A 13,100-nucleotide genomic window follows, 5' to 3' on the forward strand; every position below is an offset into this window, starting at 1 on the left:
CATTTTGAGATGTCTGCAATATATAAGTGAGCGCCCCAATCATAAAGTTTAGTTTAAATGAACTTACCTCACTTATATGGTTTAAAAAACACACATTTTGAGATGTCTGCAATATATAAGTGAGCGCCCCAATCATAAAGTTTAGTTTAAATGAACTTACCTCACTTATATGGTTTAAAAAACACACATTTTGAGATGTCTGCAATATATAAGTGAGCGCTCCAATCATAAAGTTTAGTTTAAATGAACTTACATCACTTATATGGTTTAAAAAAACACACATTTTGAGATATCCGCGATAGATAAATGAGCACTCCAATCATAAGGTTTAGTTAAAATGAACTGATATCACTTATATGGTTAAAAAAACACCTTTTTTAATAAGGTCAAAGTGGCAGTAAATCAAGGACTTTTGAAAATAAACAGCAAAACACTTGACAACGCCTATCTCACAATCGTATATTTGCACTCGATTTATAATTTTAGATAAAAAATCTAAATTCTACATTCTAAAATCAACAATTCAAATATGAAATTATCACATTTTCAGTTTAATTTACCGAAAGAACTTTTAGCCGAATTTCCAGCAGAAAACAGAGACGAGTCTCGTTTAATGGTAATTGACCGTCAAAAACAAACTATAGAGCACAAAATGTTCAAAGATGTTATCAATTATTTTGATGATGGAGACGTTTTGATTCTTAACAATACTAAAGTTTTTCCGGCACGTTTGTACGGAAACAAAGAAAAAACAGGAGCAAGAATTGAAGTTTTCTTATTGAGAGAATTAAATTCTGAGCAACGTCTTTGGGACGTTTTGGTTGATCCGGCCCGTAAAATCAGAATTGGTAACAAACTTTATTTTGGTGATGACGATTCGTTAGTTGCTGAGGTAATCGACAATACTACTTCTCGTGGTAGAACATTACGTTTTTTATATGATGGTTCTTATGAAGAATTCAGAAATAAATTAACAGAACTTGGAGAAACTCCAATCCCAAAATACATCAACAGAGAGGTAACAGCAGAAGATGCTGAAAGATACCAAACTATTTATGCAAAAGAAGAGGGAGCTGTAGCGGCACCAACTGCAGGTTTACACTTCTCAAAACACCTTTTGAAAAAATTAGAAATCAAAGGAATAAACTTTGCTGAAGTAACATTACACGTTGGTTTAGGAACTTTCAACCCGGTTGAGGTAGAAGATTTGTCTAAGCACAAAATGGATTCAGAAGAATTGATTATCAATCAGGAAGCTTGTGATATTGTAAATGCTGCAAAAGCAAACAGAAAACGTATCTGTGCCGTTGGAACAACTTCAATGCGTGCGATCGAAAGTTCTGTATCTTCTCAAAATACCTTAAATCCTTACGAAGGATGGACGAATAAATTTATTTTCCCTCCTCACGATTTTAGTATTGCGAACTGTATGATTACAAATTTCCACACACCGAAATCTACTTTATTAATGATGATTTCAGCTTTCTGTGGTCATGATTTAATGAAAAGAGCTTACGAAGAAGCAATCAAAGAAGAATACAAATTCTATTCTTACGGTGATGCCATGCTGATCATCTAATTAGAAATAAGATTAAAATAAGAAAACCCATCGTTAATGATGGGTTTTTTGTTTTTGGGAAGGTTTTGTTTCTTTTGTTTCAGGTTTCAAGTTTCAAGTTCGAAAACCTGAAACCTGAAACTTGAAACCTGAAACCTGAGACAAACAAAAACATTTTCCTATTTTTACAAACAAAACAAAAACAATGACTTTTCTAAATACACGCGAATTCGCGAAACAACTTGACTCACAAGATGCTTTAAATAAGTATCAGGAGCAATTCATTTTTCCAAAAGTAAACGATAAACGGGTGATTTATTTTACCGGAAACTCTTTGGGATTACAGCCAAAACGCACCAAAGCCTATATCGATGAAGTAATGAATGATTGGGCAGAACTTGCTGTTGAAGGTCATTTTTATGCGCAGAAACCTTGGTGGGATTATCAGGAAAGATTTGCAGAACCGCTGAGTAAAATTGTTGGAGCTTTACCTTCAGAAGTAACGGTGATGAATACTTTAACGGTGAATTTGCATTTATTGATGGTTTCTTTTTATCAGCCAACCGCAACGCGTTATAAAATTATCTGCGAAGAAAAAGCCTTTCCTTCCGATCAGTACATGTTTCAAAGTCAGGTGCATTTTCATGGATATAAACCCGAAGACGCGATTGTAGAAATCAAACGTCGTGAAGGAGAACACAATATTCGTCTGGAAGATGTTTTGGCAAAAATAGAAGAAGTGGGTGATGAACTGGCTTTGGTTTTAATAGGTGGAGTAAATTATTACACCGGACAGGTTTTTGACATCAAAACCATTACTGCAGCAGGACATAAGGCAGGAGCAAAAGTAGGTTGGGATCTGGCACACGCTGCCGGAAACATCAAATTGGAACTGCACGACTGGAAGGTAGATTTCGCAGCTTGGTGCAGTTATAAATATATGAACTCAGGACCGGGAAATGCTTCGGGTTGTTTTGTGCATGAAAAACACCATACTAATCCTGACTTACCTCGTTTTGCAGGCTGGTGGGGACATAATAAAGAACGTCGTTTTAAAATGGAACCGACTTTTGACCCTGTTAATGGAGCAGGAGGATGGCAAATTAGTAATTTACCGATACTTTCATTGGCTCCCTATTTGGCTTCCGTAGAAATGTTTGCCGAAGTAGGTATGGAGGCGCTGATTGCTAAAAGAGATCATATTACGGCTTACTTAGAATTTGTTTTACAAGAGATCGATAAAGAAGTAGCGAGTACTTTCGAAATTATTACACCTTCAAATCCAGAAGAAAGAGCGTCACAATTGTCTGTTTTTTTACATGGCGAAGGAAGAAGTTTATTTGACTATTTGATGAAAAATGGCGTTATAACAGATTGGCGTGAACCTAATGTAATTCGTTTAGCCCCAGTACCATTGTATTGTTCTTATGAAGACATGTATGATTTTGGACAAATTCTTAAAAAAGGGATTTTAGCCAAACAATAAGCAATCGTGTAATTCTGTAATTTTTCGACCGAATCCTATAACATATGGGTTTGGTATTCTGCTTTATTTTGTAGGGTATAAATGTAAAATCCAACAACATGAAAACAGTATGTGTACTAATTGTAACCTTAATGATCATTTCCTGTCAAAATCAGGATAAGATGGATCTCAATAAGGCAAAGCAAGCCAGTATTGATTCGATGAAAGTAGAGATTAGCAAGCAAAGGATTATCGATTCAATGAAGGTTGAAATGGCCAGATTGGAAAGTGAAAAAGAAAAAGCAGAAGCTCAGAAAGTAGTCGTGATGAATGAGCAGCGTGACGAAAGAGCAACGCCACCACCAACTGCTAAAAAGAAAGGCTGGAGTTCTGCGGCAAAAGGCGCTGTAATTGGTGCCGGAGTAGGCGCTATTACGGGAGCAGCAGTGAGTAAGAAAAAGGGACAAGGAGCTGTGATCGGAGGATTGGCCGGAGCCGGAATTGGTGCCGGAACAGGAGCGATTATAGATTCCAAAAAAAATAAAAAAGAGTAAATTTAAATATAAAAGCCCTGAGTTCAGTTGAACCCGGGGCTTTCCGTTTTTAGCAATGTTCAGGAACTTTAATTTCCGTTAGCTCTACTTTATAAGAATTAAATTGCTCCTTAATTTGGTTGAAATCAGCTTTAAAGTATAAGGTTGATTCCAATAAATTTTGATAATATTCAATGCCCTTAAATAGATTGGATTTAAAAGTATTCCATTTTTTTAATTGATTGGAAGTAACTTCCTCTGTAGTGTTTTCAATTTCATTTCTAAGGTAATCCAAATACATTTTTAGCTCTTTTACCAATAGATTGGGGCGATTCGAAATTCGCAAAACCGATTTGTTTCCGTAAATATGTTGCAGCATTTCTTTTAAGGAAACTTCCTGATCAAAATAAGCCATATTGGGACCTGGACAGATTACAACACCCTGAGCCTGCCCTTTTATTTTAATCTCATTTTCCAGATAACTGGCATTAGCCAAACCAACACATAAGCAAGATTTCTCGGTGATTTTTGTTTTTTCTTTTTCATAAACAGAATCTGAAATCGTGCTTTTTGAATTTTCCAGTTCCGCCAGTTTTATGTCTTGGTATTTTTTTGAAGCCGTACAAATTCCTGTTGGATCATATTCCTTGCTTAAAGCCAGAAATCGCTTGGGACAAGAACTCCCTGCTTTGTTTTCCTGAATACGTTTTTGTTTTAGTAGTTCATTTGTCGAATTTTTCAATGAATTGAAAGGAACTCCTAAAGGCGAAATGTGACTTAAATAAAGATCTTCTTCTTTGGCATTGATCAATAAGCTTCTGGTTTCCTGATCGACAGAAGTAGCTTCGGGAACCAGTAAAAAAGGAGTGCCCCATCCAATCGAATCGATTTGATAGGTTTCTAGTAAAAAGTCATGTTCTTCGGCAGTTCCAACCCCGCCCTGAACGGTAATTTTTGTCGCTAAAGCCTGTTCAGGAAAAGATTTGTTTTTTTGCTGTAATGCCTTAATCATTAATTCGTGGGACGATTGTACTAATTGTTCTTTTTTCTGCCTGAATTCGTCTAAAATTGGCCCTAAGAGCAATCCATCCGTAGCGAAAGCGTGTCCGCCACAGTTCAAACCAGACTCGATGCGGTATTCAGAAACCCAAAGCCCTTTTTTGGCCAAAAAATTACCCTGAATCATAGCCGAACGAAAATCACTAACTTTTAGAATAATTTTCTTTTTGAGTGCATTGTTTGGATCGGGATAAAAATCAGGGAAACTCTCAAAATAGCTAAAAAGTCTCGGGTTCATTCCGGCCGACAATACGATAGAGGAATCGAGATTGCTGTTCGCAAAACCTCTTAAAGCAGCATGAGCATCATTAAACGCAATCGGAAGTTGGGTATTCCTGACAAAATTGTCTTTATCGAGTTTTGTCATAATATTGACATCAATAGCACCCGCCGAAAGATGCGATTCAATATAATTTTGAATATTTTCCTTGAAAGAAATTCCATCCTCAAGTAAATTCTGAAAACCTTTTTTGATGATGGAGGTATTCGGTAACATGGCCATGAAATTCTCAAGAACTGCTTTGCTCTCCGCCAATTCTGTTTTGAAATTTTGAAATTTTTGCTTTACAATTTTATCGACTAAATTGAGATAAGAAGTGATGCGTTCCGCACGGTGATCCTGAATTTTTTGACTTATTTCCTGATAGGGCTGATTGAATTTTGTGCTGTAAAAAAGCCTCATTTTTTCGATTAACTCATCATCGGCAATAGAGATTACAGATGAAATACCATATTGCGCAACCCGAATCGGACTGTCTATAGTATAAGCAAGCCCCATTACCGGAATATGAAAAGTGTGTAGATTTTTCTGTGTCATTTACTTTTACGTTAAGAAAGCAAATGTTGGAAAAAAGATCCGCTAAAAAGCTGATAAATATCATCTTTAACCTGAATTCGATTAATATTTAAAATTTTAAAATGTTCTGCACCTGTAAGGTCTTTTTCGACTTTGTAGGTGTAAAACGTAAACTTATGATAGCTACAAGGTCGATACCTCTAAACCAGAATTTTTTTCAAAGATTCAGCAATAGCACGCCATAAAAAATTGTAAAACGATTTCTCGGGAATGCGATCTAATGCCACAGCAGCTTTTTTGGCCTTTTCATCAGAATCATTTTTCAGAATTATATTGGCTATAGCCGTTTTGAGTTTGGCTTTCTTTTCAGGATTCTTCTTTTGAAAAAGGGTTACTTTTAAATCATCGTAAACTAAAGAGGCATTTCCGGTTGTATTGCTATCGTTTCCATAAAAATTAAATTGATACGTTTTAAAAGTTCCCGTAAAAGAAGTATTTATATAGGGCTTGGTAAATTTAGCCAAAGCCGCCACATCAAAATTGGAGATTCTTCCCTGAATATGAAAGCTGTCTTTCGGGTCCAAAACATTAAAACTCCAATTAACATGCAAAGCCGAGTTTTTCATGAATTGACAATCCACCGTAATTTTGGTATCATCCGCTTTTTTTAACTCAAAACCACTTTGGATCGCAGTGGTTTGAAGATTGAAATGATCAAAAGTTAAAATACCCGGGCCTTTAGAGAAATCGATCTCTTCTTCATAAACCAATTTTGATTTTCGGATTTGTAAAGAATCAATTTTCATCGGGAATTTAATTTTTCGCAGCAAAGCATTATACAAAGGCTTCTTGCTTAAATCGTCTTTTGGTATTTTACTGCGGTAAATATTCGCATCCAGATGGTTTACAACCAAAGAAGAAGCATTAAAAAAGAAACGGTTGTTTTTGAAACCCCATTTCAGGTTGTTCAGATGCGCGGAGTCAAGCTTTAGGGTATAAATATCTTTTTCTTTTTCCAGTTTTTGCACAAAGACTTTTCTCGAATATTCCGGTAAAACCGAGAATTGATTGATTTTTAAAAAGTTATTTTCGGTACTAATCTTGCCGATTGTAATACGATAAAAGGAGCTGGGTTTGTAATATAAGCTGTCACAAACCAAGGTGTATTTTTTGTAATGCAACGGAATTTTTTCTTGTAATGTAGCGTCGGTAATCAAAATACCTTCGAGTTTCAAAAGAACTTTTTTGATCGTAAAGATCGGTTTGCTTGTTTGTAAGGAAACAACATCTACGGCGCCGTCATTAAGGTAAACGTTGGAAACGGCTATTATTTTTCGGAAAGGAGCAATGATTTCTGTCTCGATACTTTTGCTGTTGTTTAAAAGCTTTGTGCCTTTTTTGTATAAAATAATACGGGGTTTGTTGATGATAATACTTTCGGCCTGAATAACATTACGAAAGACCAAATCCCAGATGTTAAAATGTTTAATTGTAATAGATTCAATTTTTGTGAAAAGTCCATTTTTACTGTCCTTAGGCTGGTTTTTTGGATGAACGACTAAGGTGTACGCATGGATATTCCTGGACAGTAATGCCACATCGATTTTCTCATAATTGATATGATAGGCGGTTTTGTTTTTCTCATGAATAATGATTGGCAGTTGTTTTTTTATCCAATAATTAAGACCGCTATTGGCTAAAAGCACAAAAACAAAGACTAAAATGATACCGATTGCTATTTTTTTGTAGATAGACATTATTATTGTGTTAACTTTAATACATAAATTTAAACTTTTATAAAGAATGGTTTTTATATGATTCCGTTTTTAAATTACATGATTACTAAATTGTCTGTCTGTTATACTTTTTTGAATATGAGAAAAATTAAAAAAATCCTGTTGGTTTTATTGGTCGTAATTGTTGCTCTTGGAATTGGGTTGTGTGGTTATATATTTCACCTGAAACCCAAGTATGAAGGAGAATTACAACTTAATAATCTGGAAAAAGAAACAACCGTTTATTTTGATGATTTTGGTGTTCCTCATATTTATGCGAGTTCAGAAAAAGATGCGATGACGGCTTTGGGTTATGTGCATGCGCAGGAAAGATTGTGGCAAATGGAGTTGTTACGTCGTATTGCACCGGGAAAATTGTCTGAGATTTTTGGTTCGGTAGCGCTTAAAAACGATAAATTTTTCTCCGGAATCGGAATCGAAGAGGCTTCGGCCAAAGCCATTTCTAAATTAGACAAAAACAGTCCGAGTTATCAGTTAACGATGGCCTATTTAGATGGAATTAATCAGTATCTCGAAGAAGGAGTAACTCCGATTGAGTTTACGTTGGTAGGTGTAAAAAAGGAAAAGTTTACGATAAAAGATGTTTACAATATTTTCGGATATATGTCTTTTAGTTTTGCGATGGCGCAGAAAACGGATCCGTTATTGACTAATATTCGCAATAAATATGGTGTTGAATATGTAAAAGATTTAGGGATTGAAGGAGAGTTTAATACCACGCAGCTTAAAAGTTCAAAAGAAAATTTAGAAGAATATACGGCGGTTGCAAAATCGGTTGCTGCCTTGCTGGACAAATCGCCAATTCCACCTTTTATTGGAAGTAACAGTTGGGTTGCAGGTCCACGGAAAACGAAAAGCGGTAAAGTGATTTTTGCTAATGATCCGCACATCGGATTTTCCCAGCCCGCAACTTGGTACGAAGCGCATTTGATTGCTCCTGACTTTGAGTTGTACGGTTGTTATCTGGCCGGAACACCTTTTCCGTTATTGGCGCACAACCGAAATTATGCCTACGGGTTAACCATGTTTGAAAATGATGATATTGATTTCTATCAGGAGAAAAACAAAGCTGATGATGCCAATCAATACCAAACTCCAACAGGTTTTAGTGCTTACGAAACCAGAAAAAAGACGATCAAAGTTAAAGATACATCAGACATTGTTATGACTATTAAATCCAGTCGACACGGACCGATTATGAATGATATATTAGATCATTTGGATAAAAAAAATCCGATTGCCATGTCGTGGACGTATACCAGAGAGCCAATCCAGATTTTGGATGCTGTTTACGGAATTTCGCACGCTAAAAACAAAGATGATTTTAGAAAAGCAGTTAAGTTAATTGCAGCGCCGGGATTAAATGTAATGTATGGGGATGCCAAAGGAAATGTGGCCTGGTGGGCAACAGGAAAATTGTACAAACACAATAAAGGTGTGAACTCCTTTTTTATTTTAGACGGTGCCAGCGGAAAAGATGATATTACAGAACAGTTGGATTTTGAGAAAAATCCGTCTTCCGAAAATCCAAAGTGGGGGTATGTGTATTCAGCAAACAATCAGCCCGAAGCGGTTGACGGTTATTTGTATCCGGGATATTATTTGCCGGAAGATCGTGCTAAAAGAATTTCGCAGTTAATGGATGCCAAATCAGATTGGGATAAAGAAGCGATCAGTAAAATGATTTACGATAATACCTCTCCGGTTGCAGCAGGGACAGTTCAGAATTTAATTTCGAGTTTAGACAACAGTAAACTTTCAACAGAAGAACAGCAAGCCATTACGGTTTTAAAATCATGGAAAGGAACCAATAATCTCGAAGACGTTGCACCAACGATTTACAGCAAATGGGTTTATCTCTATTTGAAAAATACCTTTGAAGACGAAATGGGCAAGGAGAATTTTGATTTATTCTTAGGGACACATATCGGAAAACAGATTATTGCCAGACAGATTGTCAATGAGAATTCGGTATGGTGGGACAATATCAAAACTCAAAAGGTAAAAGAAACCAGAAATGAGATTGTTTCAAAATCGTTTCATGACGCTATAGGCTCCCTTCAAAAGCAATTGGGAAATCAAGTTTCAGATTGGAAGTGGGCTAAAGTACATACTGTTGAACACGAACACCCGTTAGGAAAAGTAGCAGCATTGCGAAAATTATTCAATGTTGGTCCTTACGCTTCACCGGGAACCAATGAGGTAATTAATAATTTATTCTTCGGATTAAATACGGAAGGTCAATACCATGTAAAAGGTGGTCCGTCTACAAGAAGAGTGGTCGATTTCTCGGATATAGAAAACAGTTGGAGCATCTTGCCAACAGGGCAATCAGGAAATCCGTTCAGCAAACATTACGACGATCAGGCAGAAATGTACAATGCAGGAAAGTTTAGAAAAATGAAATTGAATAAAGAGGAAATTGTAAAGACTTCGACTAAGTTGGTTTTAAAGCCGAGATAGTGAGAAGTGAAATGTAAAATGTCAGAAGTGAAAATTTTCACCTCAAGACTTTTTCTTTCACCCTTTGCACCTCCAAACCTAAAAAAAATGGGGATAAAAGTTCGAAAACTTTTATCCCCATTTTTTTATTTAGACACTAAATATTTCCCTTTAACAATATCCCGGGTGTAAATATCAAGATTATTAAGCAGTACCTTGTTTGTTGTCATTGCGTTTGTGGTTTGGTAACCGTTGTCTTTTTCGTAGGTCTTTAATAAGGTTTCAAGCTCTACTTCATTATAAAAGGCAAACATATTATAAACAGCATCTCTGAAGTTTTTAAAATTGATGGTTTCTGTTATTTCTATGGTTTTTTGATCGTTCCATTTTTCTTTAGACGCCGTTTCATTTATTTTGCTCAAACAATAATCAACAAAATAAGTTTTGTAATTGGTAGCCTCAATAATTCGGTTGATTATGATTGTGTTTTGCTGTGAGGGCATTGGTATGGCATTAGAAGAGGTTTGTGACTTACAAATCGCTGGAACAAACAATAAAAATACTAAAACCGAAAGGGAATGCTTTTTTAAATTTTTCATAGGTTATTTTTAAAATTAGATACAACTTGTACAGTTGTAACTGGGGTGATTTGAGATTATAAGATTTTTTTTGGGCACGCTAAAATAGTATTTTTTGTTTTAAATGTCCAATGAAAAGAACACTTTCAAACTAAAAACTCCGATACGACAGCTTTAAAAAGTGTCGTATCGGAGTTCGTAAGAGAACGATTACCTGTAATCGGATATGGGTCTTTTAATGTTATTTTCGGGAGGTTCGCATGGCTTTTACGATTTTTAGATTTTGGTCTTTAGACAGTTTTTGGTATGCTTCAGTTTCCATTCCGTAAAGAGCCACTTTCCCTTTTTCGTTATTGTGTATACCCCAGCCATACCTTTTGGTCAAAGGAGAGGCACGCAGACACGCCTGTCCTTTCGAAAAGAATTTCTCACGGGCTTCCTCATATTCTGATTGGGTTAAATCATTTTTGTCGGCGAAAACCTGAAACAGAACATCGTCTGACGAATATTTATAAGGATTAGCATGAATCAGGTCAAACTCGATAGTGGCAATAGTTTTGGCTTCGCCTTTTTGTCTCGGAATTTCACCACCGGCAGCGGGACAATCTTCCGCTACTTCAATAAAAGTGTTTTCGTAGTTTGTGGTATGAACTTTCATCTGGTCTAGTTATTAATAAAGAGTAAGCTAAAATAATGATTTTCAATTAAAAACTCCGATCGTATAGCGGTTAAATCTATGCGATCGGAGTTTACTAACTAACGATTATTGTTTTGTTATTTTTTAGAAATTTCCTCCAAAACCTTTTTCCCGCTTTCATTTGAGGGATCAAGTGTTACCGATTTTGTGTAATTTTCGATCGCCAACTTGGTGTTGCCGTCTTTCAAATAAGCCTCTCCTAAACTGTCATAAACATTTCCAACTTTAGGGAAAGCTTCCACATTGATTTTGAACATTTCTATCGCTTCTTTTGTTTTTCCGCTTTGCAATAATTGATACCCCGCGTTATTCATCTCTCCCTCTTTGATGCGGTAGGTCGGGTCAGCTTTTAGTTTTTTGTAGCTGTCAATTCCTGCGGTTAGCCCTTTTGTATTAAAAACCTCTGACAATTCAAGTGCCATTGATTTTTTCGCTTGATTATAAGGTTGATTGTATAAAATAGCTCTGATCGCAGTATTCATTTCACCCAAAACAGTACCTCCCGTATTGTTCAATAAAACAACGAGATTTTTATCTGCCGGAACACGGGATATTAGAGTGTTAAATCCATTGATTCCTCCACCGTGTTCTACTATTTTTAATTTGCTTTTATCGCTGTTTAAAAGTTCATCGATAAACCACCCGTATCCATAAGACTCATCACCGAAGCTGATATAAGGTTTGAATAAGGAATCTATAGAAGCAGCTGACAGTAATTTATTGGTGTACAATGCCTGGTCCCAAAGGTATAAGTCCTCTACAGTAGAATACAAAGAACCTGCTGCATACGGAATACTCATATCAATATAAGACGAATTAATGAGTTTTTTGCCTTGTTTTTCATAACCTGCAGCTCGCTTTTTTAGAATAATTTCGTTGTGGTCGTAACCGGTATTTGCCATTTTTAAAGGAGTCAGAATAGTTTCCTGTAAATATTGCTCATAGGTTTTTTGAGTGATTTTTTCAATAAGATAACCCAATAGAAAATAACCCGAATTGCTGTATCTGAATTTTTCGCCTGGTGTAAATTCAAGTGGCAGATTTTCAAAGGTTTTTATAAACTCTTGCGGGGTATAAGGTTCTTTGCTTTTTTCTTCCAGAAATTTAGGAACCGAGGTATAATTTGGAATTCCCGATGTATGCGTAAGCAAATGATGAATTGTTATTTTGTCGCCCGTTGCTTTTGGGTAATCCGATAGATAAGTGGTGATTGGAGCATCCAGTTTTATTTTGCCCTCTTCTGCCAGTTTTACAATTAAGAAAGCAGTAAATTGTTTGCTGATCGAACCCAATCTGAATTTGGTGTCAGTCTGATTGGGAATATTCCATTCCATATTGGCCTGTCCGTATCCTTTTTTGAAGATGATTTTTCCGTGTTCTGCAACTAATACAGATCCGTTAAATTGGCCGTATTGGTTGTATAAACTCATTAGCTGATCTATTTTTTTAGCCTTGTCTTGAGCAAAAGAGAGGTTGAAGGTGAAAAGTGCAATAAAGCAAATTACAAATGATTTAAATAAAGAACGGTTCAATTGTTTTTTCATGATGATTGATGGTTAGTGTCTAAAGTTAATAAATAATTGCATCCCTGCAGACTAATTTGTTAGACGACTGGTTTTACATTTAGTTTCACTATCAATCCGTTTTTTTTATTTTATAAACGAGGAAGTATTAAAATTTAATGGAGTATTATTTTCGAAAGATTTGTGTTCATAACTAACGATTCGTTTCAATTTCCAGTCGTTCTCTTTTCGTTCCCATATATGAATAAATTTTCCCGTTGCTTGTGGAATGTCATTGGCAAAAAAGGTATGTTCGCCCAATTGTAAAGCACCAAAATCTCCTAATTTAGTTATAGTACAGGAGTTTAATTTTCGGATTACTTTTTCGGGTCTTGCATAATTTCCAATTAAAGCTTTTATTTTACCGCCATAAGGAACGTTTAACCCGTATCGATCATCATAAAATTCGACGTCATCGCTTATTATTTTTTTGAAAAGAGCAGCATCATATTGATTGAATGCAATACCAAAGAGTAGGCTGTCCATTCGGATGATGTCAGTTTTTAAAAGTTCTGCTTCTAAATCTTCGTTTTTTGTCTGGTCTAATGTTTCTCTGCTTAAAAACAGCATAAAGAGAACGAGTAGGTTTATCATCGGCATCATGATTACTGTTT

10 protein-coding genes are annotated in these 13,100 nt (G+C 35.8%); 4 read left to right on the top strand and 6 right to left on the bottom strand.

All coding sequences use genetic code 11. From position 1 onward, the window contains the following. Positions 1–529 precede the first annotated feature (529 nt). The 3 genes from queA to ACHRV5_RS21860 all read left to right on the top strand — a co-directional run bounded on the left by queA (position 530) and on the right by ACHRV5_RS21860 (position 3,577). Entirely contained in the window at positions 530–1,579 is a 1,050-nt protein-coding gene (gene queA, locus ACHRV5_RS21850; RefSeq protein WP_047778968.1) for a tRNA preQ1(34) S-adenosylmethionine ribosyltransferase-isomerase QueA, read from the top strand. 184 nt (positions 1,580–1,763) lie between these two features. Beyond that, positions 1,764–3,044 carry a kynureninase gene (gene kynU / locus ACHRV5_RS21855; RefSeq protein WP_395428220.1) on the top strand — a complete coding sequence of 427 codons (1,281 nt, stop codon included), beginning with the start codon at positions 1,764–1,766 and terminating at the stop codon, positions 3,042–3,044. A gap of 98 nt (positions 3,045–3,142) precedes the next feature. After that, positions 3,143–3,577 (top strand): glycine zipper family protein, encoded by a 435-nt coding sequence (locus ACHRV5_RS21860; RefSeq protein WP_047778966.1) that lies wholly within the window; start codon positions 3,143–3,145, stop codon positions 3,575–3,577. 49 nt (positions 3,578–3,626) lie between these two features. Here ACHRV5_RS21860 and ACHRV5_RS21865 read toward each other — a convergent pair whose 3' ends face one another. Together ACHRV5_RS21865 and ACHRV5_RS21870 are read right to left on the bottom strand one after the other, a co-directional pair. Next, complete coding sequence (locus ACHRV5_RS21865) at positions 3,627–5,432, bottom strand: hypothetical protein (RefSeq protein WP_395428222.1); 1,806 nt, start codon at positions 5,430–5,432, stop codon at positions 3,627–3,629. Between the two features lie 179 nt (positions 5,433–5,611). Next, positions 5,612–7,168: a hypothetical protein gene (locus ACHRV5_RS21870; protein ID WP_395428224.1), complete on the bottom strand. Its 1,557-nt coding sequence runs from the start codon at positions 7,166–7,168 to the stop codon at positions 5,612–5,614. A gap of 117 nt (positions 7,169–7,285) precedes the next feature. On the opposite strand from ACHRV5_RS21870, the gene ACHRV5_RS21875 reads away from it, so the two are divergent. After that, positions 7,286–9,670, top strand: coding sequence for a penicillin acylase family protein (locus ACHRV5_RS21875; RefSeq protein WP_395428226.1), 2,385 nt, complete (start codon positions 7,286–7,288; stop codon positions 9,668–9,670). Positions 9,671–9,795: 125 nt separating this feature from the next. On the opposite strand, the gene ACHRV5_RS21880 is transcribed toward ACHRV5_RS21875, so the two are convergent. The 4 genes from ACHRV5_RS21880 to ACHRV5_RS21895 all read right to left on the bottom strand — a co-directional run bounded on the left by ACHRV5_RS21880 (position 9,796) and on the right by ACHRV5_RS21895 (position 13,089). Then, positions 9,796–10,248: a hypothetical protein gene (locus tag ACHRV5_RS21880; RefSeq protein ID WP_395428228.1), complete on the bottom strand. Its 453-nt coding sequence runs from the start codon at positions 10,246–10,248 to the stop codon at positions 9,796–9,798. A 220-nt stretch (positions 10,249–10,468) separates the two neighbouring features. Next, the gene (locus ACHRV5_RS21885) at positions 10,469–10,885 is read right to left on the bottom strand and encodes a DUF6157 family protein (protein ID WP_047778961.1); all 417 of its coding nucleotides are present in this window, start codon (positions 10,883–10,885) and stop codon (positions 10,469–10,471) included. A gap of 116 nt (positions 10,886–11,001) precedes the next feature. Further along, positions 11,002–12,468 (bottom strand): serine hydrolase, encoded by a 1,467-nt coding sequence (locus ACHRV5_RS21890; protein ID WP_395428230.1) that lies wholly within the window; start codon positions 12,466–12,468, stop codon positions 11,002–11,004. Positions 12,469–12,573: 105 nt separating this feature from the next. After that, a complete protein-coding gene (locus tag ACHRV5_RS21895; RefSeq protein WP_395428232.1) occupies positions 12,574–13,089 on the bottom strand; it encodes a nuclear transport factor 2 family protein in 516 nt (171 codons plus the stop codon). Between the last annotated feature and the right edge of the window lie 11 nt (positions 13,090–13,100).

Source organism: Flavobacterium sp. FlaQc-52 (assembly GCF_044007495.1).
GTDB classification, from domain to species: domain Bacteria; phylum Bacteroidota; class Bacteroidia; order Flavobacteriales; family Flavobacteriaceae; genus Flavobacterium; species Flavobacterium cupriresistens.

Excerpts from the sequence above, each read along its gene's own strand:
- queA (WP_047778968.1), top strand. The coding sequence starts at position 530 with ATGAAATTATCACATTTTCAGTTTAATTTACCGAAAGAACTTTTAGCC.
- kynU (WP_395428220.1), top strand. The coding sequence starts at position 1,764 with ATGACTTTTCTAAATACACGCGAATTCGCGAAACAACTTGACTCACAA.
- ACHRV5_RS21860 (WP_047778966.1), top strand. The coding sequence starts at position 3,143 with ATGAAAACAGTATGTGTACTAATTGTAACCTTAATGATCATTTCCTGT.
- ACHRV5_RS21865 (WP_395428222.1), bottom strand. The coding sequence starts at position 5,432 with ATGACACAGAAAAATCTACACACTTTTCATATTCCGGTAATGGGGCTT.
- ACHRV5_RS21870 (WP_395428224.1), bottom strand. The coding sequence starts at position 7,168 with ATGTCTATCTACAAAAAAATAGCAATCGGTATCATTTTAGTCTTTGTT.
- ACHRV5_RS21875 (WP_395428226.1), top strand. The coding sequence starts at position 7,286 with ATGAGAAAAATTAAAAAAATCCTGTTGGTTTTATTGGTCGTAATTGTT.
- ACHRV5_RS21880 (WP_395428228.1), bottom strand. The coding sequence starts at position 10,248 with ATGAAAAATTTAAAAAAGCATTCCCTTTCGGTTTTAGTATTTTTATTG.
- ACHRV5_RS21885 (WP_047778961.1), bottom strand. The coding sequence starts at position 10,885 with ATGAAAGTTCATACCACAAACTACGAAAACACTTTTATTGAAGTAGCG.
- ACHRV5_RS21890 (WP_395428230.1), bottom strand. The coding sequence starts at position 12,468 with ATGAAAAAACAATTGAACCGTTCTTTATTTAAATCATTTGTAATTTGC.
- ACHRV5_RS21895 (WP_395428232.1), bottom strand. The coding sequence starts at position 13,089 with ATGATGCCGATGATAAACCTACTCGTTCTCTTTATGCTGTTTTTAAGC.